This is a genomic window from Coleofasciculus sp. F4-SAH-05 (assembly GCF_040222985.1).
GTDB classification, from domain to species: domain Bacteria; phylum Cyanobacteriota; class Cyanobacteriia; order Cyanobacteriales; family Coleofasciculaceae; genus Coleofasciculus; species Coleofasciculus chthonoplastes.
The window spans coordinates 1-26,470 of the sequence record NZ_JAVKBY010000143.1 but is presented as its reverse complement, the minus strand read 5'-3'; the positions used below and the strand labels follow the sequence as shown (position 1 = coordinate 26,470).

Below are 26,470 nucleotides of genomic sequence, written 5' to 3'. Positions count from 1 at the left end.
CGGTTCAAATAGACAAGCGGTAGTTGCCATTTTACCCAATAATCCCAGATTAGAAGAATCTGTCGAGGGAGAGGGTGCTGGTACAAACCAAACATCTACCTGGCGCACTTCGCTGGGTACATCTCGGCTAGTTTCTACTGTCCCCAGTAGCGCTAATAATTCTTCCAAATACTGCTTGGCAAATTGGTCATGAGGTTGTCGTGTCATAGGTCAAGGAACAGGGATGATAAAACCGATAACTTATTACTCCCGTTCCGGCATAAGCTGCTGTCATTCAACCCCCACACCGATTGGAGTTTTTTGTTCGTTATACAAGGATTTTATCCTGGAGTTTATGCCTAACGATATTTAAATAAAAAACAATAATGTAGGATTAATTTGTTTATTTTATCGCTCATCAATGCTGTTGTAGAGACGTTCCCTGAACTTGCACATAGTTACCCAAGGGATCGAGAGTATATCCCCAAGCATAGTCAGGTTTCGTTATCCCTTGCCATAATGATGATAATCCAGTCCCTCCGGTGGTTAAAATACCCCCACTTAAACTGCGACTGATATCTCCACCAGGAGCAACCACATCCAACCCTTTGCCATAATTACTATAGGAACTGCGCTCACCTTGCATATTCGTCGCCCCGACAGAAAGAACTTGGGGAATAGCCGCCGGGAAACTAATTCCAGACCGATTTTCATTCCCGGCTGAAGCCACAATTACCAGTTGAGGATTTGCCTCTAAAACACTCAAGATTTGTTCATTTAATGCTTGATGAGGCATTAATCCGCCTAAACTCAAATTAATTACATCAGCATCTCGTGCCGCCGCGTAGCCAATTGCTTCAATTAAAGAGATGGAATCTATTGCACCATTTAATCCAAAGACGCGAATCGGTAAAATTTTTGCCTGGGGTGCAACTCCGGCTATTCCGCTTTGATTTGGAGAATGCGCCGCAACCACACCAGACACCCAGGTTCCATGAAATTCAGATGTTATCTTACTGCGAAAGTATTGTTTAATTAAAGTTCCAATTTCACAAGCAGACGCATCAGGGTCGTTCTGAGCTAATAGTAAGGCTACTTTTTTATACTCTTCCACCATTTCCTGGCAAGATAGCTCAAAGGTATGGCGAAAATGGGGCTGAATAATATCCCGTTCATTCAGACTCAATCGAGTATCGGGATCGCCTTGTCCAGAACTAGAAAAGTCCCACCCCTTGACCTCACCGGGGAGTTTGTCAGAGTAATGATCTGTGGTATAAATATTGCTCGCTAAATCCTGGTGATCCCACTGGATCAAACTGTCAATCACCGCAACCACAACCCCATCCCCACCCTGGCTGGCTTGCCAAGACGCGATCGCGCCGATATCGGTACGAGGTAAAAATTTGCCTCGTTGTGGTGTACTATCGAGATGCCACAGTAGAGGTAATAAGGCGGTTGAAAAGGGAGTGTCTTTGGGCTTAGGTAAACGAGCAAGGCGTTGTTGCAGGATTCGCTCCGGATCAAGAATTTCTTGGCTAGAATTAATCAGGTTGGTTTGGGGAACAAATTTATCCGGAATGGCTTGAATAAAATTAGGTGTCGCTGACTGAATCCCACTGACTTGATTGAGTTGATTGGCAACGGTAATTATTTCTGTCCCTGATGCCAATTTTGACCGGACGACATAGCGATTTTGACTGAAGCGGAGGGGACGAATGATTTCTAAGTTCTGCTCGTCCAACACTTGTTGCTTCTGGGTTTCGGATGTCTCTGGTGCAAAACTAATGATGATTTCATTGGGGAGAACAATCAAATTTTCATTCTCCCTATCCTCAGATTCCCCTTGGTTGAGAACGGGTAGGGTTTCCTCAACATAAGGCTGTTGTTGAATCTGATTGGTTAACAACCGGGTAGATGTTCGCACCCCAGCCGGAAGCCGAACCAACGCTAACTGATTACCGAGAGGGTCAACTTGTAAGTTTGTATTCGGTTGTAACGTCGAACCTCGCCCTTGAATTCTCCTTGTAGTTAAATCGTCTTGGAGTTGCAAATATAGGGGTTTATTCCCTCGCGGCTGAATAGCTTTGAAGCGAACCGCCAGCACATCGTTACGTAGATTTAGGGGAATTTGTTTGCCATAGAATGAGTAAGATAGTGCTTCAGTCGGTTGGGTTTGAGCTAGAGACGCTTGAGGATGTGAACCTAGATTGTCAATGTTCCACAAACAGGCTGTGATTAAAATGGCAGATACAAATCGCTTCATCTTGAGTATCCTTGTATACGCTACGATGTATCTCTACTTCTGGAGTAGGGAAGCTTATGCAAATCAGAGAGTATAATTATAAGTTGTAGGGTGCGTTAGGCGCATTTGAGGATTAACTTTTATCATTTCAACACCTAAGTGCGCCGCAGGGCACCATGTTGTATAGGATGCGTTAGGCACATTTGAGGATTAACGTTTATCATTTAAACACCTAAGTGCGCCGCAGGGCACCATGTTTCGGTTCGGTATGGCGATAGTTCGGTGCGTTACGCTGCGCTAACGCACCCTACCGTTTGAGACAATTTTGGGATTTAATTCCATTCTCCTTGTAATGTAAACGCTGCCCAATAATCAAGCATTTCTACCCAGCAAACCGTTCTAATAATTCCTCACGAGAAAGCGTTAACAGCAAAGGAGTCAACTCTTGATGGGGTAACTCTAACATGGATGCGATCGCGCCTGCTAACTCCTGATCAACCTCACCTAACCGCACTCTCAGCAGGTTCTCCACCTTTTCTCGTCCCCCTTCTTCTAATCTCTGATCTTGCCCATAACCCTTGCCAAACCACAGTAATAACTCTTCCTTGGAAAGGTTAAACAGCAGACGAGTCAACACATCTGGTGGTAACTGTAACATCGGTGCGATCGCGCTTTCTAATGCTGCATCGATTTCATCGAACCGCACTCTCAGAAAGTTTTCCAACATTTGCCGCCTGCCTTCTGATACAGCCTCTTCCCGCCATTTAAAATACGCTGGTGATAAGTTCATGATCAACTCCCGATCTGCATTACTTAATGTTTCACTACTACTCACATTGATGCGCCAGTTGGCTAGTATTTCCAGGATATTGCGCCGCCGTGGGTTCTCTTGGGCTAACCCGACTAATTGATCAATTGCTTGTTGCTGTGTTCTCCTTTTTCCTAATACCCTTAACCTGTCATTTTTTAGGGAATTAGGGATAAGGAATAGGGAACAGGGAACAGGGAACAGGGAACAGGGAAGAAGTTACAACGAACATTATTAGGCTCATCTCGGCTGACTATTATGTACGTGAAATCCAGTGCCGATATTTTTTTATCAGCATTCATTGATTTTATACTGGAAAATAGATAATCGATTATTTAATATTTTGAATTGCTAGCCATTGGTTATTGTTTGTTTTTATATGAAAAGGCGATTGAAATCGCGGAACTACACAAACCAAGTCCGCAAGGTAAGGACTGGATTATAATTAGCTAATCCGGATTTGGTATCCGTTGGGTTTCCTTACGTTTTCCCAACCTACAGGTTAATTGAATTGCTGTGACGGGAACGCTGCTCTAAATGTTGACGTTTTAATTCAAAACACACGACGGCGGCGGCAGAGGCGACGTTTAAGGATTCGGCTGGGGAGTTAATTGGAATTGATACCCATGTATCAATTAATTGGTGATGATCGGAATGAATTCCTTCGGTTTCATTTCCGAGGACAAATACGGAAAAGGGAGAAAAGGATAGGTTATAGAGTGTTGAGGTGGCTGTGCCGCTCAATCCATAAATTGTATAGTTGGCTTGGCGCAATTGCTGGAGGGCTTCAGATAGTTCAGCACAGCGCAATACTCTGGTATAAAATGCTGTACCTGCTGAGGCTTTAATTACGAGAGGATTCAGATCAGGACATCCTTTTCGGGGGAGGATAATTCCGTCAAAGCCAGCGGCTAGGCAAGTGCGGATGATCATGCCGACATTACTGGGATTTTTGACGCCATCTAAGGCTAAGAATTGGCGGGTTTGATGTTTCTGGTTGGGGGGATGAGATTGTTGGCGTTCTAAATAGGTGGATAGGGCTTCCATGGCAGGTGGAATTACATCGACAACGACGCCTTGATCATGACGACCGTTGCGCGAAATTCGGGTAATGTATTTGGGTGATTCTCGCGAAATTTTGACACCGCTTTGTTTGGCTTGTTTTACGATTTCGTCAATGAATTCGCCTCTAGCATTATTGGCGATTAGGAGTTTATCGATAATAATATCTGGGTTGGATAGGGCTTCTAATACGGGTTTTCTGCCATAAACTGTAATAAATTTATCTCTGGGATGCTTGGTTTGGTTAGTTTTCATGGTTAGGTTAGGATGTGTTTTCGGATGGGTTGGGGGAATACGAATTCGAGTTCTCTCCCCTTGATAAGGGGAGGGTTAGGGTGGGGTTTGTCTCAAGGTATTGCTTTGTTTTTGAAGCTCAAGTTGATACCAATGCACATCGGTGTGTTCCGTATAATGCTAATCAATGCAATTATTCGCCCCGATTTACGCCAGCATTGGTGAAACGGTTAGAAGAGAAGGGAGATATTCGCTATCTGTATCTTACCCATCGCGATGATATTGCTGACCATCAAAAATTTCGAGATCATTTTGGTTGCGATCGCATTCTGCATCGTGATGATATTACCGCCAAGACTCGCGATGTGGAAATTCAGTTAACCGGGGATGACGCGGGGGACGGCGTAACCGTAAAACCCGTTACCGCCAGCCTCGTTTCCTAAACAGAACCCGTAAAATCGGATGGCTACCACCATCGCTGGAGAGTCGGATTGCCAACATTGAAACTTGGGTACGACGGATTAGAAAACTCTGTCCGATTTCAGCCATCTCTCAAGAACTGGTAAGGTTTGACCTTCAGCAAATGCAAAATCCTGAAATTAGTGGGGTTGAGTACCAAAGGGGTGAGTTATTCGGTTTTGAAGTTAAAGAGTATATACTTCAAAAATGGGACAGAAAATGTGCTTACTGTGGCGCGAAAAACGTTCCGTTCGAGATTGAACACATTCTGGCAAAAAGTAAGGGCGGTTCAAACCGAGTCAGCAATCTTTGTCTTAGTTGTCATTCTTGCAACCAAGCTAAAGGGAACAAATCCGTTGAAGAATTCCTAAAAAAGAAGCCTGAAATCCTCAAGCGAGTCCTAGCTCAAGCCAAAACGTACCAAGTTCCTCTCTTTTATAGTGTTGGTTCTTATACAGGCATGGCAATTCATACTGCCATTAGCTTTATTTTACTGGCGATCGGGATTCTCGGTGCTTCTGCCAATTGGGGGGCGATGAAGGTGGTGATTAGCGATCGCGCTGGGGGTATTATGGCACGACGTCTCCTCCCAGTGGTGATTAGTATTCCGCCTGTGTTGGGCTGGTTGGTATTACTGGGCTTTCGCGCTGATCTCTATCCGCCTGTCTTTGGATTTGCTTTTCGCAGTGTCTTGGCAATCATTATTTTTGGTGCATTAATTTGGTGTAATGCTAGGCGATTGAATGCCATTGATGCCCAGCGACAACAGTTTCAACAGGCGCTGTTAGCCAGTGAACAGAAATTCCATGCCATTTTTGACCAGACGTTTCAGTTTATCGGCTTACTCAAACCCGATGGTACATTGCTCGAAGTTAACCAAACTGCCCTGGATTTTGGCGGATTGCGGCACGATCAGGTGATTGGTAAACCCTTTTGGCAAGTAAGATGGTGGACGATTTCAGCCCAAACTCAAGCCCAATTAAAAGACGCGATCGCACAAGCGGCTCAAGGTGAGTTTATCCGCTATGAAGTTGAGGTGCAAGGGGCAGGCGATCGGATTGCCACGATTGATTTTTCCCTCAAGTCTGTTGCCGATGATACCGGACAAGTGGTGTTGCTGATTCCCGAAGGGCGAGATATTACCGAAGTGAAACAAATTGAAGAACAACTTCGCCAGAGTGAAGAACGCTTTCGCCGTGCTTTTGATGATGCTGCAACGGGTGAAGCTTTGGTGACGCCTGAGGGTCAGGGCAAATTCAAGATATTACTCAGATCAAACAAACTCAAACTCAGATGAAAAAGCTGGTGACTGAACTCGAACGCAGTAATCGGGAATTAGAAGACTTTGCTTATGTCGTGTCCCACGATTTACTCTCCCCCCTGCATAAAATGCAAATGCTGAATGACTTGCTTACAGAAGACTATGGTCAGGTTCTAGATGAACAAGGGCAGGAGTACCTGAGACGGATGCGTCAGGTCAAAGAGCGAATGCAAACCTTTATCAATGATTTATTGATGTTATCGCGGGTGATGACTCAAGCTCAACCCTTTGTTCCAGTCAATCAAAATTAGAGCGAAAATCCTCTAGACAGCGAGTTACATCAGGCAATGCTGAATTAGATGGTATGTGTGGAGGTGGGTTTTTCCGCGATTCGATTATTTTGATATCGGGGGCGACAGGTACAGGCAAAACTTTAATTGTGACCGAATTTTTGGCAGGGGGTGTTAACCAGGGAGAACGATGTTTGCTCTTTGCCTTTGAGGAAAGCCGGGAGCAGTTATTTAGAAATGCGGCTGGCTGGGGCAGGGATTTTGAGCAGATGGAACGAGATGGCAACCTGAAGATTGTCTGTCGCTATCCTGAAGAAACAGGGCTGGAAAATCATCTGGTGAAAATTAAACAAATCATCGAAGAGTTTCAGCCGGATCGGGTGGCAGTGGATAGCGTTTCAGCATTGGAAAAGCTTGCCCCATTCAAAGGATTTCGGGAATTTATCCTCAGCCTAAAGGCTATCCTAAAAGACGAGCGAATTATGGGACTACTCACGGCGAATACAACATCGCTCATGGGCGGAATGTCGGTCACCGAATCCCATATTTCTACCAATACCGATTCAATTATATTACTACGCTATGTGGAAGTTTATGGAGAAATTCGCCGGGGCTTAACGGTGCTAAAAATGCGCGGTTCAAAACATGATAAGGAAATTCGCGAGTTTACCATTAATGAAAGCGGGATGCACATCGGCAAACCATTCCGCAACATTACTGGCATTCTCTCCGGTACTCCAACCTATATGAATCAGAGTGAAATTGACCGCCTGGGTAGTTTGTTTGAAGAGACTTAAGGGAAGATGGGGTTGTAGAGACGTAGCATGCTACGTCTGGGAGCAGGGGAAGCTGTGGGAGCTGGGGGAGCTGAGGGAGCAGGGGAAGCTAACTCAAAACTCTACCTTGCCTATTGCCTATTGCCTATTGCCTATTCCCTGACAAAAAACGAATGACGAATGACGAATGACGAATGACGAATGACGAATGAAAAATGACAAATGACTTGAACCTTCTAATTCTACAAGACTAGGCTTTAGAAACCATTGAACGGAATGCTTCCTTGCAAGCCCAACTGATTGATGATTTACTCGATGTTTCGCGGATTTTACGCGGCAAGTTGAGCCTACAAACCTTGCGAGTAGACTTGGTGCGGGTGATTAAAACAGCAATTGAAACCATGCGTTTAGCCGCCGTCGCCAAGTCGATTGACATTGACACCCAATTGGATTCAACGGTGGGATTTGTGTCGGGTGATCCCAACCGTCTCCAGCAAGTGGTGTGGAATCTGCTCTCCAATGCGGTGAAGTTTACACCTAGGGGTGGACGGATCACGGTGCGATTACAAGCGATTGACTCCCATGCACAAATCCAAGTCAGCGATACGGGGCAGGGGATCAATCCCGACTTTTTTCCCTACATCTTTGATTATTTTCGGCAAGAGAATAGTACGACAACCCGAAGTGTAGGCGGGTTGGGATTGGGGTTAGCCATTGTCCGCCACTTGATTGAACTGCACGGGGGGAGAATTGAGGCGGAAAGTGACGGAGTTGGGCAGGGCGCAACGTTTACGGTGACGTTACCTCTAATCTCGGATTCGCCCATTAATCCTCAGAATTCCTCGCCAAACGATGAGGGTTTAGATTTAAGCGAGGTGACGGTACTCCTGGTGGAGGATGAGGTGGATACGCTCGACTTGCTCACGATTATCTTAGAAAGCTATGGTGCCAGGGTTGAGGGGGTGACTTCAGCCCATGAGGCGCTGGCTGTGTTTTCTCAAGGGCAACCGGATGTGTTAATCAGTGATATTGGGATGCCTGGAATGGATGGCTATGAGTTCATTCGCCAGGTGAGAGAACTACCACCTAATCGCGGCGGGTTGGTTCCCGCGATCGCACTGACAGCGTATGCCGGAGAGACGGATTATGAAAAGGCTCTATCAGCGGGGTTTAATCGTCATATCGCCAAGCCTGTGGAACCGAAGCAGATTGTGGATGCGATCGCGAATTTGATTCAGTGATAAACCTACGGGATGAGGGCGCACGTCTATCATTGGTGTCAACTTAAGGTAAAGAGCACCATTGTAGAGACTAAAATGCAACGTCTCTACAATGATGTGTCCTAACCGCTATGGCGGTTGCTATAACTCGCGCCCGCCCTTCTCCGGTGGCTGTCATGGATTTAAATTGGGTATTAGTAGCGAGCAAGATGCTCGCACTACAAGGATGAGAGCCATTATTGACATTAAGGTTTAAATGCCGAACAGCTTATGGTGATTGACAATGGGATTAGGGCTGTTTTACCTGTTTTATCCCGCTGATTTATTGGTTTCTTTATCCTCTTGCTGTTGCTGAGTTTTTGAGGATTCTTGCACCTGCTTCAGATGGAGCGTATTCACCTGATTAATAAAATTCTCAATTGCCTGTTTCAGCTTGTTCTTACGTTGAGATTCATCAGCTATATCATAGCAACGATACGCCTGAGTCACTCCCAATATAAATTTTTCTCGTTCTGCTTCTAACAATTCAACTGCCGCATTTGCCGAAATCCAATTTTCTTGAAAAGGAAATGACGTTACCACACTGGCAACAATAGAAGCGATCGCTGGAAAAATAACAGGTAACCACTTAAACCAAACTACACCAATATCTAACTTATCAACCAACACCAGAATTGGAGTAATCCCGGAAAAGACAATCGTTGCCATTTGGAACGTATAATAGATATTCCTGGACGTCTGGCGGCTTTTCTTATAGTCCTCAATCAGTTCTTGGCAATACTGCAAAGCATTTTCTCTGGCTACCGTGATCGGATTGCTACCCGGTTGTTGTTGTTCATCAACGAGATATTGATAAATTTCCGCTCGTTTGGCAACTTCAAGCTGCATTTGACGACTTGCTGCTTGAGCTAGCTGTCTATCGAGCAAGACAAGAAACACCAAAAATGAGACGAAAACAGCTATCCAGATAACCAGAGTTGTTTTGTTCTCAATAACCAAGCTAATGATACTTGTACAAATCAATGCCGCCACGAACAGGTATTGTCCAATCTTGATCCAGGGAATCGGCAACCTCCATAAGGGTGAACCTGTTTCTCCTGCCTGAGACGGATCAGATGGATTTGTCGGTTTGAGAGTAGTCATACTTGAATATTGTCTATGGTTTTAACAGTATATTATGTCATGCCTGAATTAACTAAGTCAACCCGGAAAAGCTTGCCCATTAATAATTTAGGGGATAGGGAGATGACTTAACTAAACCCGCCCTTCTCCGGTGGCTTATCCATTAATTTGCCAAAACCATCTTAGGCGCAAGCCATACCTCAGCGTCTGATTCAATCACCTCAGTAATACCCAGAAACTTACCATCTTCGTGGTGAACTCGCCGAATATTAGCAACAGAATCAGTCGAAGTATCTTGATTCATATTCTGTTTATTTATACCGTTATCATCTTCTTCTATCTTCTGCACCCCGCCCTCTATCTTTATCCGTTGACCCTGACACCAACGACGAGCATGATCTGGCGATAAAATAACCTTCTCTAAATGTTTTAATGCGGCTTCAGGTAAAATTGGAGTAAAGATTCCGGCTTGTACCTGTACTGCCAATTCCTCTAAACTCAAGCTATTATCCAGCGTAAATCCACTGCTTTGGGTACGAATCAGAGACGCCAAGGTTCCACCCGTCTTGAGAACCTCTCCCAAATCACGGGCAATGGAGCGAATATAGGTTCCCGCACCACAGGCGATCGCCACATCCAATTCTGCCAATTCCCCTGGACGCCACTCTAATACCTCAATCTGATACACTTCAACCTGTCGTCTAGGAATTTCCGCCGTTTTACCCGCCCTCGCTAACTCATACAGCCGTTTTCCCTGAACCTGAACCGCACTGTACATCGGGGGAATTTGCTCAATTTTTCCCTGAAACTGTTGCAGTAACGGCACAACTGTTTCCAGGGTTAACCCAGAGGCGGAGGAAGTCGCCACAATATCTCCCTCTAAATCATCGGTTGTTGTCTTCACGCCCAACCGAATCGTCGCCTGATATGCCTTCTCTGAGGTCATATACTGTAACAATCGGGTCGCTCTACCCAGTGCGATCGGCAGAACCCCTGTAGCCAATGGATCTAACGTTCCCCCATGTCCAACTCGCTTCAGGCGCAGTAAACGCCGCACTTTCGCCACACAGTCGTGAGAGGTAAATCCAGCCGATTTGTTTAAATTCAAAAATCCTTGCATTCTTCAACACAGATTAGACAGATAGCAATGACATTCTCCAGAAGACTCAATCGTGAATAACACAGATTGTCACAGAGAACTAAACAATCTCCCCAACAATCTTAATCATCCTTTGCCCCCTCACCACCAACACCTCTGTGAAATCAGTGCGACTAACCTCTCACACCCCACCCCTACCGTTTATATAAATCCGTGAAATCAGTGTTGCGATAAACAACAACAACATTCAAGCAATACTGGCTGAGTGATTTCCTCCTGTGGGCAATGAAACTTGAAGTGGTACTGATCAATCAATTATTCAGTCACGCAGCTTCCCAGATTCTATTTGAGGAACTATCAACGTTCTCGATGAATGTTGCTGTTGTTATGGTGTTTGTTGCTATCTTCTGATGAGACAGATATTAAATGAGACAGGTTTTTTCTTCCTCCTAACTTCATTCAACATTTGTAGACTAAGCTGTTTTATCTGTCGCCAGAAGTGATTTAGCTTTATATTCAATTTAGCACGTTCTCTGAGATAGGCAACCCCTTGATAGAGTCTTTTACATTTGTTTAAAAACTACAAAAATCTGAAACATAAGTTTACCGAAGCGGAATCAAAAACGGTGCCTGTGGTGGGGGTGAGGAGTTTTGCGGTTCATCCGTCTGTTCAGAAAGCTGATTTTGGGTTAAAGATTCCACTAAACTCAACGGCATGGGGTCTTGACTGAGGAATTGTGCATAAGCCGCATTGAGGTAACGTTGGTATTCAGGTTGACCCGCAATATAGACTTCAAAAAAGGCAACACTCAACGCTTGGGTATAAGCAAGCCCGATCGCGGGATCAGGACCCATCACTTCTGGCGGCAATTCTACCGCTGTTGTCGAGACTCCCAGATTAGAAAAGTGAGTGCCTTCATTCTGCAATACCAGATACTTGTTCGGCGTGGTTAGCCAGGTAAAGGGTTGAATCTGTTCCGGCAGGGCAGGTGCTACGGTGTCATTACTCCCGGAAATCAGCATCAGGGGGATTTGAATCTGAGCAAATTCCGATTTACCAAAGATAGCACTCCCCACGGGGTTAATCGCGATCGCGGCTTGAATCCGTGGATCACGAAAGTCATAGTCCGCCATGGGTAATTCTAATGCCCGACATTGCAGCAGCAGCGATACATTTAAGGAATCTTCTGACTGATCACAAACTTGCTGCAATCGCTCAAAATTAAGTTCAGCACCCGCTAGCGCCAACACCGTGTAACCGCCAAAGGATTGACCTAATACACCAACATTGTTCAGATTTAACTGTCCTGCGTAGGACTGTTCTAGTTGATCCAGTAAAAAGGTAATATCCAAGGGACGGTCAATAAATTCTGACGGTGGCGTCACCTCACTGGCTAGTCCTCGACTCAGGGCTTGTAATTGTTCGGCATTACTGCCAGGATGTTCCGGTAGGGCTACGGCAAACCCATAAGACGCCAAATGTTCGGCTAAATATTCAAACGTCATCCGATCAGAACCGAGTCCGTGGGAAATTACAATTAGGGGAGTTAATCCTTCCCCAGCAGATATCGAAGACGGTAAATACAAATCCACCGGAAATCGGCGTCCACGACTGGGATCATTCAATGTCAGGGTTTGTTTAGAATAGGCAATGGGTCCCGGTTCCCGCAAGTCAGGTAATTCGGAAAAGTCGGGTGGCATTTGGGGAAACAGTGACTCAATCTGGGCTTGAACTTCTGCCATCGCCTCCTGATTCACCCCTGCGATCGCTTGTTGAGTTTGCCGACTTAACCGAGACAGTTCCTCAATGATCTCAAAACTCCGGGCAGAGTTAATCCGTATACCATAAGTGGGAAACTCCCGCAGTACATTTAATAAGGTTAGCCCCTCCGGTTCAGCCGCCGCTTTGATTAATGCCGCCCGAATCGCATAAAATCCCTCTTGACCGGCTTTAGTTTGAATCACTTCCCCCAACCGTTCCAGGATGGCTTCCCCTTGAGGCGAATAGAGAAACTGTGCGATCGCGACTGGACTCACATCGATGGGGGTAACTAAAACTTGCCGCAATCGTTCTAATTGTTGCGGTTCCACATAGTTAGCATAAAACGCCAACTCCGGCTCAATTTTACCCTCGGTGGCGTAAATTTCCAGTGTCTCAATGGACAGAGAAAATTCTAACGGACCATAGGGAATATAAATTTTCGTCGCACTCTGAACTGGAGTCGCCATCACCACCATTCTCAATAGGGCGGTTGAAACCGCAGCTACACAAAAGAAACCCGCCTTGCCTTCGGCAAGCTTCGCTAACGCGGGTTGCCAAACCCTTAATTTTCTGTTAGTCCGCCCAGGCAGACTTGGTTTCGTCTGGTTCCACGATTTCCAATCGCTTTTATTCGGTGCTACCTTCAAACAGCCTTCTGTCTTACTTTTCATAATTTAAAATTGATATCTCTTGCTATTAAAATCATCCCATTGCCCCCACATCCATAGCTTGTGGAACTTGCGGCAACGCTTCATGTAAAATAGAGCCGTTTTATCCTGATTATTTTCTTGACAAATTCCTTTAAATATTTTATATCCTTCGGCAAATTTTCGGCTATAAAAAAGATGAATACCCAACTCAAACTTGCCTCGATGCTTAATTTTTAGATTAACCGACGTCAGGGGTTCACCATCAAAGGCTTCAAAGACGGAAACCGCTTTTTTTCTTCCTTTGACCGGAACTTTCCCTAAAAATCGGTAATTATAGCTTAACGGATTATCCAGACTCAGCAAAAACTTTTCACTAAAGATAATCGACGCGCCAAAAATCTTCGTCAATCCTTCCAAGCGAGATGCCAGATTCACGGCATCAGAAATGACTGTTGCCTCCATCCGTTGTTCTTCTCCAATGGTACCTAACATCAGACTACCACTGTGGAGTCCCATGCCAACTGAAATCGGTAGGGTTCCGTTTTCTTCCTGCTTACCATTATAGATAGCGATCTGTTTTTGCATTTCAATCGCCGCGTCTAATGCTTCTTCAGCTTTTTCGGGAAAGACTGCCATGATCGCATCCCCGATGTACTTATCCACAAAACCATTGTGCTGACGGATGGTGGGGACAACTTTCTTAAAATAATTGTTGATGAAATCAAAATTTTCCTGGGGCGACATTTTCTCAGATAGAGTGGTAAATGACCGAATATCGGCAAACATAATCGTCATATCCCGTTGAACGCAATCCCCCAATTGAGCCTCACCGAGGTTGGTATACCCTAAAATCTGTAGTAATTTAGGCGGAATGAAGCGGTCGCAGTTGGCATTGATCTGGTTCAGTTTCAGATAAGGATTAATTCGAGCAATCATCTCATTGGGTTTAATCGGCTTCGTCCAATAATCATTGATCCGGTAGCTCCATATTTTTTGCCAATCCGGTTGTTTTTCTTTGTCATCAACGAGAATAATTGGCAATTCATTGGCTGAGAAAAAAGTGCGAATTTTTTGACCAAGTTCATAGCCATCCATGGGAGAAATTACGGCATCCACAATCAGCAAGTTAGGCTGAAAGCCTTTTTCGATTTCCGCTAAAGCTTGATTGCCATTAGATACCCGTTTAATGCCGTAATTGGCAGAAGACAAAAATAGCTTAATCAGGGGTTGCCAATTGACAGATTCATTGTCTACAATTAAAATCTTGAATGATTGGCTAAAAACAGGGGGGTTTTTAAATTTGGCTGGTATTTTATTGGTGGGTTTTACTAGAGAGAGAGGCTTTTCCCCAGACGCCGCTAATCGGGTTTGTTGATTTCCAGAAATGGGTAGCGTCAAAATAAAGCGTGAACCCTGGTTGCCGATTGATTCAACCCGGAGTTGACCCCCATTGAGTTCGACTAGACGTCGGGTCAAGATCAATCCTACGGCAGTACTGCCGTACTGTTGGATGGTGGCACTATAGGCATTCTCTAGTAATTGCTCTGCCGGAATAGTGATGCCGATATCAGCGATAGTCAGTTTTAATTGATCAGGGGTGATAGTGGCTGAAACGTCGATCGCGCCTTGTTCAGTAAACTTAATCATGTCAATCATTAAGTTATACAAAATTTGCTGCAATTGATCGGCATCAGCCTTAAATTGGGGGAAATCGGCAGCGATGGAGTTGCGTAATTGTAAATTTTTTTGCCGGATTAAGGGTTGACAAAGCTCTAACACGTCTTGAGTGATGGAGCGTAGATCGACTGACGAATTAAGAGGTTGAGGAGGATTGGACTTTAAGCTGAAGGCATCGAAAAGGGTATCGGTAAAATTGGCAACCCGCTTAACGTTTGCCATCAATGCAGAAGGGTTAGCATTTGACTCCTGTGAAAGAAAATCAAGGTCTTGATCAGACAAATCGTCAGCGATTTCCTGGAGGCGATCGCGAAAGGGTGGCTGTTGATTAACGGGCTGGTTGAGAACGGGGAGGGTGGTATCTTTATTGGTGGTTAAGGCTTGGTTCGTGGCGAGTTGGGCAGCGATGATTGAGGGGATGCGATCGCCGGATTGTTTACGGTTGGGGTTATCCTGAAATGGGAGCGAGGCTGGAACCTCACCAAACCGAGGGTTTTCGGCATCATCTTGAACAGTAGAAAAAGCCTTAATCAATCCTAAGGCGATCGGGAGTGCCAAAATTAAACTCAGACTCACTACGCTCAAAACCAGCCAGAGGAGTTTTTGAGTGGGATAGAATTCTTCAGTAAGATACCCAGATGCCAGATAGAAAAAACCAAGATTGGTACTAATAATGGCAACGACACAGAGAAGGATGACGGAGCGTTTCATAAGGTTTAGAGTTTAGGATGGTTAAATGCATCGATTTAATCAAGTCAATGCCAACTCACGGAATCTACAGGGATCAAGAGTTGGTATTGGCGATCGGTTCTCAACGCTTCCGAAAAAAAACTATTATTCTACATCATCCGCCTCAAAATTAAACTGATCCGATAAAAATCTGCTAAATTTTTAGCACGGTGCTTCTTGCCAAAACCTGGGTAGCCGTAGGAGACTGACATCGGTAAAAATTGGTGCTGGGTTAGATTGCCCCAGCCAATGTGCTTTCTGGCAAGCGCTGATCCACTGAGTCATCGGAGAAGGAACATGACGGCATTAAAAGGACGAGACGTGTTAGGTTTAGCTGACCTGAGTGCGGATGAAATTCACGAACTGTTGCATCTAGCTATCCAGTTGAAAACCGGTCAGGTTAACCTGCGATGCAATAAGGTGTTAGGGCTTTTGTTTTATAAAGCATCGACCCGAACCCGAGTCAGTTTTTCGGTGGCCATGTACCAACTGGGGGGTCAAGTGATTGACTTGAACCCCAATGTCACCCAGGTGGGTCGAGGAGAACCTGTGGTAGATACAGCCCGGGTCTTGGATCGGTATCTGGACATCTTAGCAATTCGTACCTTCGAGCAAAAAGAACTAGAAACTTTTGCTGAGTATGCTCAGATTCCGATTATCAACGCCCTGACTGACTTAGAACACCCTTGTCAGGTATTGGCAGACTTGTTGACGATTCAAGAATGCTTCGGTTCACTAGCGGGTGCGACGGTAGTATACTTGGGAGATGGTAATAATGTGGCTCACTCACTCATGGTAGGATGCGCCCTCATGGGGATGAATGTCAGAGTTGCCACACCATCCGCTTACCAACCGAATAGTTTAATTGTAGATCGAGCTAAACAACTGGCGGTCAACAGTGAAGTGACGATTACGGATGATCCGAAGGCAGCCGTTAAGGGCGCTAATGTGATTTATACCGATGTCTGGGCAAGTATGGGTCAGGAGGCGTCAGCCGATGCGCGAATTCCAGTCTTTTTACCGTATCAGGTCAATGAACAACTTTTGAGTTTAGCGGCAAAGGATGCGATCGTGTTGCACTGTTTACCCGCCCACCGAGGCGAAGAGATTACCGAAGCGGTGATGGAAGGTTCGCGATCGCGGATTTGGGATCAAGCCGAAAACCGGATGCACGCCCAGAAAGCTTTACTCGCTAGTCTTTTAGGCGCGGATTAACGGGGCAGAGGGGATGGTTTAACGGTAAAGCCTATGGTTAAGTCGGGGCGGGTTTACTTGTATCTGGGTGAGGTCAAAAACGTTAATAGGGAAACCCGCCCCTACATAAAACTGATTAAACATTGCTTTTAACGGGACAAGTATAGGACATTAGTACTACTAATAGCTTATAGTAAATAGTATTCGTTGAGTTGAATAATGGGTTTCAATTTAACCCGAACAGGGCAGATTGACTGCCATAAAGACTGGTAAGTCGAAGGGTGGAACTATCTGCTTGACAACTTGTAACGTCAAAACAAGAGTGTAATTTATAGGATTATGGAACCCCTCACCCAAGCCCAGAAAGAACTCTATGATTGGCTGGTTGATTATATTCAAACCGCCCAACACGCGCCCTCAATCCGGCAAATGATGCGAGCGATGAACCTGCGATCGCCTGCACCGATTCAGAGTCGGCTCGAACATTTACGCAACAAAGGATACATTGACTGGACAGAAGGCAAAGCCCGGACGATTCGGATTCTGGGTAGTACAGCATCGGGAGTACCTGTACTGGGTGCGATCGCGGCGGGGGGAATGGTTGAACCCTTTACCGATGGGATGGATCGGATTGATTTGTCCGGTTTATTTACCAAACCCGGTAATTTTGCCCTCCGGGTTACAGGAGATAGCATGATTGAAGCCTTAATTCGAGAAGGGGATTTGGTGATTATGCAGCCTGTTCCTGAACCTGATCAACTGAAAAATGGTCAGATTGTCGCCGCTAGAGTCGAAGGATACGGCACAACACTAAAACATTTTTATCGGGAAGAGGATAGGATCACCCTGCAACCTGCTAATTCTAATTATCCGCCCATAGAAGTGGAAACAGAAAAGGTAGAGGTACAGGGTGTATTAGTGGGAGTCTGGCGTAGTTTTGAGTAGGGGCTTGGTTACTTATCCCCTACTTGGTTACTTATCCACAATTGTCCAATTCGGCTCAACGATGACTGGGAACCACAGGAGGTAATCCACCCGTGCGGGAGAGAGGCGCTGCCATTTTTAATACCTTCTCCATCAGCCACGGCGCAATCCGAGTGCACAACACGGCTAAATGGCTTTGCCATCCCACCAGGATTTCCGGTGAATCCTTTTGCAGTCCCGTGACTAGGGCTTTGGCGACTTGCTCAGGTGTCATGGGCATCACCCAGCGAAATAGCTGTAAACCCCGCACCATATCGGTATCCGTGAGGGAGGGGAGCAAGGCAATCACCCGGATATTATAGGGCGCTAGTTCGCCCCGCAACGCTTGGGTGAAGCCTAAAATCGCAAACTTGGTGGCGGAATACGTCGCCATCGTCGGCGCGGCGACTTTGCCCATTAAACTGGAGACGTTAATAATGATTCCTTGGCGTTGAGCTGCCATCCGTTTGGCAAGCAGACGGGTAATCGTGTACAATCCCATCAAGTTAATCGCCAACTCCTCCTGCATCTTCGGCAGTTTAGCTCTCAAAAAGGGAGTTTGATGGGCAACACCTGCACAGTTAACCAAGACGTGAATCGGTCCGTAAGTACGCCAAGCGCGAGCAATTGCCACATTGACCTCTACCAGTTGGGTTAAATCTAACGCCAAAATAGCGACTTCGACGCCTAAATTTTCAATCTCCGTCGCCACGGCTTCTAAACGTTGGCGATCGCGTGCGACTAAGACTAGGCGCTTAACACCTTGTTTGGCAAGTTCGAGGGCGATCGCGCGACCAATTCCCCGCGATGCTCCGGTAACCAAAGCAGTCTTTCCTTGAATATTCATGGCAAAAACCTCAATCTTGTTGAGTCTCACTCGGTTTTTTCCGATTAGTCATGCTCAGGGGTATATAATTCCTCCAAACCGCCCGACTCATGAAGTGAGACATAAGTAATCAAAACGTCGGATTATCTCTGTCGTTGCACTAAAACTTTGAAGAGTAGGACTTGTTTCACCCTTCGCCATTTTTTGAGTGAACTGGCGAGTTATTTGGTGGTGAAACAGTGATCAAATCTTTTAAATTAACGGGTTCTATGAATGAAAAGCTAACCCGTGAGTCGAACATGATCTCCAGTCATGCTGTATCTACAAAGAGTGAATCGTGATCATGATATGTCTCCAGGGGAACTCGGTGAATGTGGAAGCGTGAGTTGTTGATCGAGTGTCCCTATACATATCCGGTCGGTAGTTCGCGTGCATCAGCCAACCACCTGACAGTCAAGATAAACGCAGTGTTTATGCAAGTAGCCTCCTATAGACGAGCTTCTACTAGAAACGATTCATTACGCATACATTAGCAATTGTTGCAAGATAATGGCAACATTTTTTAATAAATTTCTCGTAGCATTTCTTTACAAAAGCTGAAGTCCTTTACCCGATTGACCTGTAGCTGTCTTCAACTTTCGCGAGTACAATGAAAAATCAACAAGGAACTGAGTTTGGGGGTACTGGGTGTCAATGGTTGGTTGTTTTACCGAGGTGAAGACTTAACTCAATATACATTGACCTTGATTCAAGGTACTCTTTTTCAGCAGCTTGCTAACTCTCCTCATTATCCGGCAACTCTCCAAAACGTTCTCGATAGCGCTCCAACAATGTCGCCATTTCTGTAGTCTGCTGTTCTAACTCCTGATTTGCTGCTTCAAGTTCCAAAGAAGAGAGCAAACGTTCTCCCGTATTCGCATCTTCAATTACCAAACCGCCATTGTGCAAACTCATCAGCACTCCTAAAGTGGAACAGTAAATGCGTCCCTCTTCATCCGGCGTAATCGGTTGATAAAGCCCTTCAACCAATCGGTATCCTAAAACGTCTTCAATCACCTGTCCCCGCATCAGGCGGCGGTCAATTATGACGTACTCATTTACTCGAGTACGGGCATATTCTAAAACCTTTTTTTCCCGGTCTTCTTTGCGGTAGCGAGGGGAAACGACTTCTAAAATGAAGCTAGGACGTACTCCTTCATCAGCAACAATGAACTTGGAGCGATTTTCGCCTTTATTCCGAATACCAAAGGCGACAAACGTATCTGGACAGTGATCCCCTTGTCCAGGACTATCCCATTCAATTAACAAGTCGCGGAATACTCCAGTGGTGGAGTCATTAGCATAACGGCGGGTCAAGATATCTTTCGCCTGACCTGCTATATCATCGTGAAAGGTACTATTTGGCAAATGATAACCCTCCTGGGGATGGAGAAACTCTTCAGGAGTAAGCGGCACTTTGGTTTGGGTGATTGTACCGTCAGGTTGATTAACAGTGACTACACGCCAGCCGGATTCAGCTAAATCGGTAGCGCGATCGGTTTGTTGGGTTTCAGAGGGTGAAGGAGAGCTGACCATGACGAAGCTTCCTTTTAATCAGTAGTTTTCAGTATAGATGATGTATAGATGATGATATTTAGTGTAGGGGCAAGTCGCTGAACTATCATTACGGGGAAAGCCTTTAATTTGACCGACTCGCCCTACTATCGTTAAGGCTAAACCATCGATTAAACTGGCAAAGAACCCCCTTTTGTTCTATCGCCCTCTCGCTATGAGCCAAAGTTTCCCCCTGTCTAAACTCTCCCGCACATTGTCTTGGGTGTTACTGAGCGCGATCGCGATCGCAGTACTGTTAAGACTCCTTAACTTAAGTAGCCGAGAATTTTGGTACGACGAGGTGTTGTCTCTGCTGCTGTCTACAGGTCAAAAAGGGTACTATTCTACGCCCAAGGAGTTGCCTGTTACCTTAGCTGACTATACCCCGTTACTGAGTTTACCTGTAGAAAACGGCATTGGTGCTATCCCAGCTACTCTGAAAAAATTACTCCAAGGATTAGCGGCTGAACCCCATCCCCCTCTATTTTTTCTGGGTCAACATCTGTGGTTGCGACTGTTCGGTAATGGGGTAGCGGCTACGCGCAGCTTAAACGTTTTATTCAGTATCGGTGCAATCGGTAGCGCCTACGGTTTCGGTCGTCGTGTGTTGGGTCATTACGGGGGCTTGTTATTGGCGGCTCTTTTAGGCACTAATGCATATTATCTCTTTCACTCGCTCAATGTCCGCATGTATGGTCTACTGCTGCTATGGGTGATTCTCAGTGCTTGGGCGGCGCTGGAATTAATTGATCCCCAAAAGCAGAGGTTTCCAGACAAGAGACACAAAGAAGGTCAGCATTCGAGTCTCTACATTCAACTCTTATGGAATCTGGTCTTCATCGGCTCAATCACCGCCGGGTTCCTCACCTTTTATTACTTTGCCTTTTTTATCGTCGCTCTGGCTATCTTAGTCTTATGGTTAGATCGGCAACATTGGTGGCAACATGGACTACGGTTTATGGCGGGGATCATATTGATGATTCCTTGGGTATTATGGGGAACCCGACAACAGCTACGAAATGCTGATTTAGAACGGTTTGGCGGGACTCAAACCTGGATGGAAACGGTGGGGAGACATCTAGAAGCAGTCACCCAAACCCTAGGAATTCATTTAGTGTTGGGGGATTGGGTGACAAGTTTACCCCTTGTCAGTGCTACTATCGCTGGGGTAGGCGCGATCTCACTCTTGATTTTCTGTAGTATCCGGCTGTGGCGTCAGCATCACTACAGGGTTTTGGGTGTGGCGTTGCTATTGGGGATTTTTCCGCTTTTATTAGCATTAATGGTGGATATTGTCAAGGGTCAGTTCACCGTTGGTTTTGGCTGGGGGAGATCAATGATCTTTATTTTACCCGGATGCTTGCTCCTAATTGCCGCCTGGATTGAGCGGACAATGGGAAAATGGCGACCCCTCGCCGCCGCGATAGTGTTAGGGTTCTACCTTATAATCAGTATCGGGGATTTTACAGTACGCGATCGCAGGATGTTCCATCAAATTGCCGACATCATCGAGCAAGAACCGACAACTCCTACCTTAATCGCTATGAATTCTCAGGCTTGGGGTCACGTCCTCCGTTTAGCCTATTATATTCCCCCAGATTTGCCCGTCACCTTATTGGCGCAATCCCCCGCGAAACTGGCGCCAGTGTTAGAGCAAACCTTGACTAATCAAACCGACAATTTTTCTCGCGTCTTATGGTTAGATAGTGGTGATCCGGTTTGGTCAGAACCCGAAACCGAGGCAGAAAAACTCAAATTTAAACAAAACATCCAAACCGCTTTAATGCCTCAATATAAGCTAGTCAAAACCCAAAATCTCCTGGGAACCATGGATATAGACCAATTCACCGTCCATATCTATCAACAGTCTCAAAGATAAATGATGAATGATACAATCCGTACTCTAAGGATAAGTAGGTTGGTGGAAATTAACCAAACTCTATTAACTTATTTAAATAGTCGGAAAACCACGACAAATGACAAATGACAAATGACGAATGACAAATGACAAATTCCCTGCTCCCTGTTCCGTCCGGTTCGTTTGTGGTTCCCGATATAACCACTGTCTTAGCCACAACGGAAGAACGTCCCTTACGGTTTTCCCTAATTATTCCCACGTACAAAGAAGCGAAGAATATTCCCCAGATTGTCGAGCAATTGAGCCGATTACTCGATTCCCAATTAGCGGGGGAGTATGAACTAATTGTCGTGGATGACAATAGCCCAGACGAAACCTGGAAAGTGGCGCAGGAACTCACGGCGGATTATCCTCAGCTACAAGTCATGCGGCGGATTGAGGAACGGGGACTCTCTACCGCCGTGATTCGAGGATGGCAAGTGGCGCGGGGAGAAGTGTTGGGGGTAATTGATGCGGATCTCCAGCATCCCCCCGAATTGTTATTGCAGCTATGGAGTGAGATCCAACGGGGTGCAGATTTAGCCGCTGCGAGTCGCCATGTTGAAGGTGGTGGTGTGAGTGATTGGAGTATTATCCGCCGCTTTTTATCCCGTGGCGCTCAAACGATTGGGTTAATTCTTTTACCGGGAGTCATCGGGCGGGTTTCTGACCCCATGAGTGGTTATTTTATGGTGCGCCGTCAATGTTTAGTCGGTCGTCCTCTGAGTCCCTTAGGGTACAAAATTTTAATTGAAGTCTTGGGTCGAGGGAAAGTTCCTTGGATTGGGGAAGTAGGGTATGTGTTTCAAGAGCGTCAAGCGGGGGAAAGTAAGGTTACGTGGAAACAGTATGTAGAGTATTTGCAACACTTACTACGCTTACGTTTATCCTTGGGACCCATTGGTCGATTTATTCGTTTTGGTGTAGTCGGCTTCAGTGGAGTTTTTGTGGATATGGCGGTCTTTTATCTGCTGCGAGAGCATGTAGAATTGGGATTAACCCGCAGTGCGATTCTGTCAGCAGAAGTCGCAATTCTCAATAATTTCTTGTGGAATGATGTATGGACGTTTGGCGATATTTCTAGACATCAACGGGGATGGCGTCAGCGACTGGAGCGATTTTTAAAGTTCAATTTAGTCTGTTTAGCCGGACTCATTCTCAATGTTTTACTGGTGAATTTGTTGTTTAATGCCTTTGGCATCAATGAATATGTTTCTAAGTTAATCGCGATCGCGGCGGTGACGGTGTGGAATTTCTGGATCAATCTTAAGCTGAGTTGGCGTGTCACTGATGTGCGACGATAATATTCAAAAATTATCGGACTGGGTCGGGGCGGGTTTAGTTAAGTTAGTGGTTGGAACCGCAGCGTTATTGGTAAAACCCGCCCCTACACATTCAAAAAAAGGACAAATGACAAAGGACAAATGACAAATGACCAAGGACAAATGACAAATGACTAACTAGGCTTGCTGCCACATTTGTTTAATTTTAGACGGTAAAAACTCAGCAACTTCTTTGACTCGTTCCTCAGACAACTCATCTTTTGTGGCGGAAAAGATGGCTTTAACCACGGTTTCTGGGCTAACGCCTTTGGGTAAGCTAGCTTCTTGACGGATTCTAAACAAGAAGGTATCAGCATCAAAATTGAGAGGGGGACGAATTCGGCTTAGGAAGCTGACAATTGGATTAGTATCTTTCCACAGATCAGCAATCTCTTTTTGCTGCTCTTCGGCTGGAGTCGGTACAGATCCATCGTTTTGACGCAATTCTGATTCGACCCGATCTGAAGCGTCTGTGTTCATTAAGTCACGCATGGTGCGGAACACGACTTCAGTGACATCGCGGGCGTCGTAGATGTCTTCTAATTGACCCTGCTTTTTAACTTTTTCTAAGAATACTGTATTGTCGGGCATACTCTTCTCCTTGTGTTTCAGGTTACGGTTGGGGACAATTTAATGTCCTGATTTCCCAGTTTTATCTGAATGTTCCAGTAAAGACAGAAAAACGATTTGTATGAATTTCAGATTATTTTGAGGATTGTTCAGGTTCTGGGTTAACACTTTAACCTAGGATAGCAGCGTTAGGGCTGGCATCTACCTCAAGAGGCATATTTTATCCTATTCAGGTTACATACTGGGAGGTTATGGTAAAGAACCCTCATTTTGAGGAATAGTAAGCTCATTTTTGAGTGTGGCAGAGGTTATCCAGGCAGATGTGATATCAAATTCAGCTCATACTAACACTTTGGGGATAAAGGATGGCAATATAGGATAGCAGTTAGAGTAAGTAAGGAGAATGACTCAACAATACGATGTATATGGTCTCGGTAATGCCCTACTGGACATTGAATTAGAAGTTTCCCCAGAGCTACTCCAGGAACTGAACATTGATAAAGGGGTGATGACTTTAATTGAAGAAGATCATCAGTATAAGATCCTGAAACGCTTAGATGGTCAGTCAATGAAGCGCGGCGGTGGGGGATCGGCGGCAAATACAATGATTGCCCTGAGCCAATTTGGGGGTAAAGCGTTCTATTCTTGTAAAGTCGCCAATGATGAAGACGGACAGGTTTACCTGGGGGATTTGCTCCGCTTTAAGGTTGACACAAACCTGCAATACCATCCTCCTGAAGCTGGAATTACGGGTAAATGCTTAGTGTTTGTGACGCCGGATGCCGATCGCACGATGAACACCTTTCTGGGAATTTCTGCAAGCTTCTCAGAAGCGGAATTAGTCCCCGACGCGATCGCACAGTCCAAATATACTTATATTGAAGGGTATTTGGTCACGGGTGCTGCCAGTAAAGCGGCGGCGATTCAAGCCAGAGATCTTGCCAAAGCCGCAGGTCAAAAGGTCTCTCTATCCCTGTCTGATTTCAATATGGTGAAGTTCTTTAAAGATGGATTACTTGAAATCATCGGTTCGGGCGTGGATTTCCTATTTGCGAATGAAAGTGAAGCCCTAAAAATGGCGGACACTGAGGATATCACGGTTGCTGTTGATTACTTCAAAGGGTTGGCTAAGGGGTTTGCGATTACCCGTGGACCGAAAGGATCGGTAATCTTTGATGGACAAGAGATAATCGAGATTGAGCCAGTACCTGTTAAAGCAGTTGACACCGTTGGTGCAGGGGATATGTATGCTGGCGCGGTGCTTTACGGACTGACTCATGGTATGACTTATGCTCAAGCCGGAGAGTTAGGATCTAAAGCGGCGGCAAAGTTGGTGACGAGTTTCGGTCCACGCATGGACACAAAAGACACTCGTTCTTTATTAGATGGATAATTCTACAGCAAGCAGGCAGAAAGCTGAATAGAAAAAGCTTGTAGAGACGTGCCATGGCACGTCTGGGAGATGGGGGAGATTATGTAGGGGCTAACTTTCACTAAGCTGCTCTGCTATGCAGCTAAATCCAATAATTTAGCTCCTGAAACCCTTTGATAGCTTAGATTGCCTTATCAAATTAAATGCGTTACAGCTTACTACCTTTTTGGTTACACCCAGATGTAACTCGCGCCCGCCCCGACTTGACGAATCAGGACTTACGCAGCTACGCCAACTATCGTGGCAATGGTGCGTTACGCTACGCTAACACACCCTACATATAGAGCCTTTGCGTAAATCCTAACGAATGACAAATGACAAATGACGAAGGACGAATGACGAAGGACGAATGACAAATTATTAAATTAGGAGAACTCCGATGGTTCAATCAAATACCAACCCGTTCAATGAACAAGAGCAATCAACGGCATCCATATCCGCTGACGAAGGCGGAAACTATTCCTATTGTTCACTCCCTGAAGTAGCGCCGCGTGACTTGTCAGAGATTGTAGATCGCAATCGTGCCAATCTGATCCAATTCCTGGATAAAAAATGGGTAAACGGCACAATCTTAATCATTCGCAAGATTAACCCGGATATGGTGCAAGGGTCAAACTGGGACTCCAACTCAGTTATGCACTATCCCTTTGGCGCGGGTTTAATTAAAGAACCGCCACAGTATCAAAATGGGTTAACTCCAGAACCTGGATTATCGGAACGGGATAAGACTTGGGTTAAGCAGTTTTACCCACCTTTAGAAGAGAAGGATTACACCGAACTAAAACCCTTTCAATCGGTTCCCTTAACCCTCACACCTGGGGAACAAATGAATTTCCGGATCGAACCTGATGCGACGCGATCCTATATGATTCGCACGTTTGGCACATCAGACACGGTTATGGTGCTGTTTGAAGAAGTTGACGGTGAACTTCGTTATCTTACCGGAGATGACGATAGTGGTGAAGACTACAATGCTGAGATTAAGGTCAGGTTATTTCGGGGGCGTCGATATGTTTTACGTATCCGTATCTACTATAGCGATCGCGCCGGAGAAACAGCCGTGATGATGTGGTGATACCAAATCCGACGACAGGAACCCCCTTTATCCATGAGTAGCTTGTGCTTGTTGCCTGTTCCCTTGTTTTCTACGGCTCTTCCGTAGCTGTTATGCTAAATTGCATCAGAATACGCCCAAAATCCTTGCTAAGCAAGGATTTTGGGCGTTATTTCGAGTTAACTTAGACTGTGGAGGCATAAAATCACGGTATAACTGAATTTGGAGCCGTTTTAACTAACAGTTTGG

The 26,470-nt window shown here is 45.5% G+C and carries 22 protein-coding genes and 4 pseudogenes; 15 read left to right on the top strand and 11 right to left on the bottom strand.

Features of this window, described 5'->3' with window-relative positions; genetic code table 11:
- The 4 genes and pseudogenes from RIG27_RS17365 to RIG27_RS17350 form a co-directional block, all read right to left on the bottom strand.
- Positions 1-207, bottom strand: a pseudogene (locus RIG27_RS17365) (hypothetical protein); the annotation flags it as partial.
- A 190-nt stretch (positions 208-397) separates the two neighbouring features.
- Positions 398-2,242, bottom strand: coding sequence for a S8 family peptidase (locus RIG27_RS17360; RefSeq protein ID WP_446347168.1), 1,845 nt, complete (start codon positions 2,240-2,242; stop codon positions 398-400).
- A gap of 361 nt (positions 2,243-2,603) precedes the next feature.
- Positions 2,604-3,011 (bottom strand): hypothetical protein, encoded by a 408-nt coding sequence (locus RIG27_RS17355; RefSeq protein ID WP_446347166.1) that lies wholly within the window; start codon positions 3,009-3,011, stop codon positions 2,604-2,606.
- A 513-nt stretch (positions 3,012-3,524) separates the two neighbouring features.
- Entirely contained in the window at positions 3,525-4,346 is an 822-nt protein-coding gene (locus RIG27_RS17350; RefSeq protein WP_446347164.1) for a TrmH family RNA methyltransferase, read from the bottom strand.
- A 176-nt stretch (positions 4,347-4,522) separates the two neighbouring features.
- Here RIG27_RS17350 and RIG27_RS17345 point away from each other — a divergent pair.
- From RIG27_RS17345 to RIG27_RS17315, 7 genes and pseudogenes are all read left to right on the top strand, one after another.
- Positions 4,523-4,717, top strand: a pseudogene (locus RIG27_RS17345) (MBL fold metallo-hydrolase); the annotation flags it as partial.
- Positions 4,717-5,199 (top strand): annotated as a pseudogene (gene iscB, locus RIG27_RS17340) (RNA-guided endonuclease IscB); the annotation flags it as partial. The pseudogenes RIG27_RS17345 and iscB, both read left to right, overlap by 1 nt.
- Before the next feature lie 45 nt (positions 5,200-5,244).
- Positions 5,245-6,081, top strand: coding sequence for a PAS domain-containing protein (locus RIG27_RS17335; RefSeq protein ID WP_446347171.1), 837 nt, complete (start codon positions 5,245-5,247; stop codon positions 6,079-6,081).
- Positions 6,078-6,356: a sensor histidine kinase gene (locus tag RIG27_RS17330; RefSeq protein ID WP_446347162.1), complete on the top strand. Its 279-nt coding sequence runs from the start codon at positions 6,078-6,080 to the stop codon at positions 6,354-6,356. Before RIG27_RS17335 ends, RIG27_RS17330 begins: the two co-directional genes overlap by 4 nt.
- Positions 6,341-7,132: pseudogene (locus tag RIG27_RS17325) on the top strand (ATPase domain-containing protein); the annotation flags it as partial. The gene RIG27_RS17330 and the pseudogene RIG27_RS17325, both read left to right, overlap by 16 nt.
- Before the next feature lie 27 nt (positions 7,133-7,159).
- Positions 7,160-7,288, top strand: a complete 129-nt coding sequence (locus RIG27_RS17320; protein WP_446347160.1) for a hypothetical protein — start codon at positions 7,160-7,162, stop codon at positions 7,286-7,288.
- A gap of 107 nt (positions 7,289-7,395) precedes the next feature.
- Complete coding sequence (locus RIG27_RS17315; RefSeq protein ID WP_446347158.1) at positions 7,396-8,352, top strand: ATP-binding response regulator; 957 nt, start codon at positions 7,396-7,398, stop codon at positions 8,350-8,352.
- A 288-nt stretch (positions 8,353-8,640) separates the two neighbouring features.
- Here the strand turns inward: RIG27_RS17315 and RIG27_RS17310 are convergent, their stop codons facing one another.
- The 4 genes from RIG27_RS17310 to RIG27_RS17295 all read right to left on the bottom strand — a co-directional run bounded on the left by RIG27_RS17310 (position 8,641) and on the right by RIG27_RS17295 (position 15,352).
- Positions 8,641-9,474: a DUF4231 domain-containing protein gene (locus RIG27_RS17310; protein WP_446347157.1), complete on the bottom strand. Its 834-nt coding sequence runs from the start codon at positions 9,472-9,474 to the stop codon at positions 8,641-8,643.
- Positions 9,475-9,616: 142 nt separating this feature from the next.
- Positions 9,617-10,573 carry a tRNA pseudouridine(55) synthase TruB gene (truB, locus tag RIG27_RS17305; RefSeq protein WP_446344599.1) on the bottom strand — a complete coding sequence of 319 codons (957 nt, stop codon included), beginning with the start codon at positions 10,571-10,573 and terminating at the stop codon, positions 9,617-9,619.
- A 582-nt stretch (positions 10,574-11,155) separates the two neighbouring features.
- The gene (locus tag RIG27_RS17300) at positions 11,156-12,790 is read right to left on the bottom strand and encodes an alpha/beta hydrolase (RefSeq protein WP_446347170.1); all 1,635 of its coding nucleotides are present in this window, start codon (positions 12,788-12,790) and stop codon (positions 11,156-11,158) included.
- A 198-nt stretch (positions 12,791-12,988) separates the two neighbouring features.
- Entirely contained in the window at positions 12,989-15,352 is a 2,364-nt protein-coding gene (locus RIG27_RS17295) for an adenylate/guanylate cyclase domain-containing protein (RefSeq protein ID WP_446347155.1), read from the bottom strand.
- A gap of 17 nt (positions 15,353-15,369) precedes the next feature.
- On the opposite strand from RIG27_RS17295, the gene RIG27_RS17290 reads away from it, so the two are divergent.
- The 3 genes from RIG27_RS17290 to lexA all read left to right on the top strand — a co-directional run bounded on the left by RIG27_RS17290 (position 15,370) and on the right by lexA (position 17,509).
- A complete protein-coding gene (locus RIG27_RS17290; protein WP_446347153.1) occupies positions 15,370-15,504 on the top strand; it encodes a hypothetical protein in 135 nt (44 codons plus the stop codon).
- Positions 15,505-15,667: 163 nt separating this feature from the next.
- On the top strand, positions 15,668-16,585 hold the full coding sequence (argF, locus tag RIG27_RS17285; protein ID WP_446347151.1) for an ornithine carbamoyltransferase: 918 nt from the start codon (positions 15,668-15,670) through the stop codon (positions 16,583-16,585).
- Positions 16,586-16,903: 318 nt separating this feature from the next.
- Positions 16,904-17,509 (top strand): transcriptional repressor LexA, encoded by a 606-nt coding sequence (gene lexA, locus RIG27_RS17280; RefSeq protein WP_446347149.1) that lies wholly within the window; start codon positions 16,904-16,906, stop codon positions 17,507-17,509.
- A 55-nt stretch (positions 17,510-17,564) separates the two neighbouring features.
- Here the strand turns inward: lexA and RIG27_RS17275 are convergent, their stop codons facing one another.
- Both RIG27_RS17275 and RIG27_RS17270 read right to left on the bottom strand, forming a co-directional pair.
- On the bottom strand, positions 17,565-18,374 hold the full coding sequence (locus RIG27_RS17275) for an SDR family NAD(P)-dependent oxidoreductase (RefSeq protein WP_446344613.1): 810 nt from the start codon (positions 18,372-18,374) through the stop codon (positions 17,565-17,567).
- 753 nt (positions 18,375-19,127) lie between these two features.
- Positions 19,128-19,928, bottom strand: a complete 801-nt coding sequence (locus RIG27_RS17270) for a Uma2 family endonuclease (protein WP_446344615.1) — start codon at positions 19,926-19,928, stop codon at positions 19,128-19,130.
- Between the two features lie 193 nt (positions 19,929-20,121).
- On the opposite strand from RIG27_RS17270, the gene RIG27_RS17265 reads away from it, so the two are divergent.
- Both RIG27_RS17265 and RIG27_RS17260 read left to right on the top strand, forming a co-directional pair.
- Complete coding sequence (locus tag RIG27_RS17265) at positions 20,122-21,825, top strand: glycosyltransferase family 39 protein (RefSeq protein WP_446347146.1); 1,704 nt, start codon at positions 20,122-20,124, stop codon at positions 21,823-21,825.
- Between the two features lie 125 nt (positions 21,826-21,950).
- Positions 21,951-23,147, top strand: coding sequence for a glycosyltransferase (locus RIG27_RS17260; protein ID WP_446347144.1), 1,197 nt, complete (start codon positions 21,951-21,953; stop codon positions 23,145-23,147).
- Positions 23,148-23,303: 156 nt separating this feature from the next.
- On the opposite strand, the gene RIG27_RS17255 is transcribed toward RIG27_RS17260, so the two are convergent.
- Entirely contained in the window at positions 23,304-23,756 is a 453-nt protein-coding gene (locus RIG27_RS17255) for a DUF2267 domain-containing protein (RefSeq protein ID WP_446347142.1), read from the bottom strand.
- Positions 23,757-24,138: 382 nt separating this feature from the next.
- On the opposite strand from RIG27_RS17255, the gene RIG27_RS17250 reads away from it, so the two are divergent.
- The 3 genes from RIG27_RS17250 (at position 24,139) to RIG27_RS17240 (ending at position 26,242) form a co-directional block, all read left to right on the top strand.
- Positions 24,139-25,128, top strand: coding sequence for an adenosine kinase (locus RIG27_RS17250; protein ID WP_446347140.1), 990 nt, complete (start codon positions 24,139-24,141; stop codon positions 25,126-25,128).
- Between the two features lie 182 nt (positions 25,129-25,310).
- Entirely contained in the window at positions 25,311-25,451 is a 141-nt protein-coding gene (locus tag RIG27_RS17245; RefSeq protein ID WP_446347139.1) for a hypothetical protein, read from the top strand.
- 95 nt (positions 25,452-25,546) lie between these two features.
- Entirely contained in the window at positions 25,547-26,242 is a 696-nt protein-coding gene (locus RIG27_RS17240) for a hypothetical protein (protein WP_446347137.1), read from the top strand.
- Positions 26,243-26,470 lie beyond the last annotated feature (228 nt).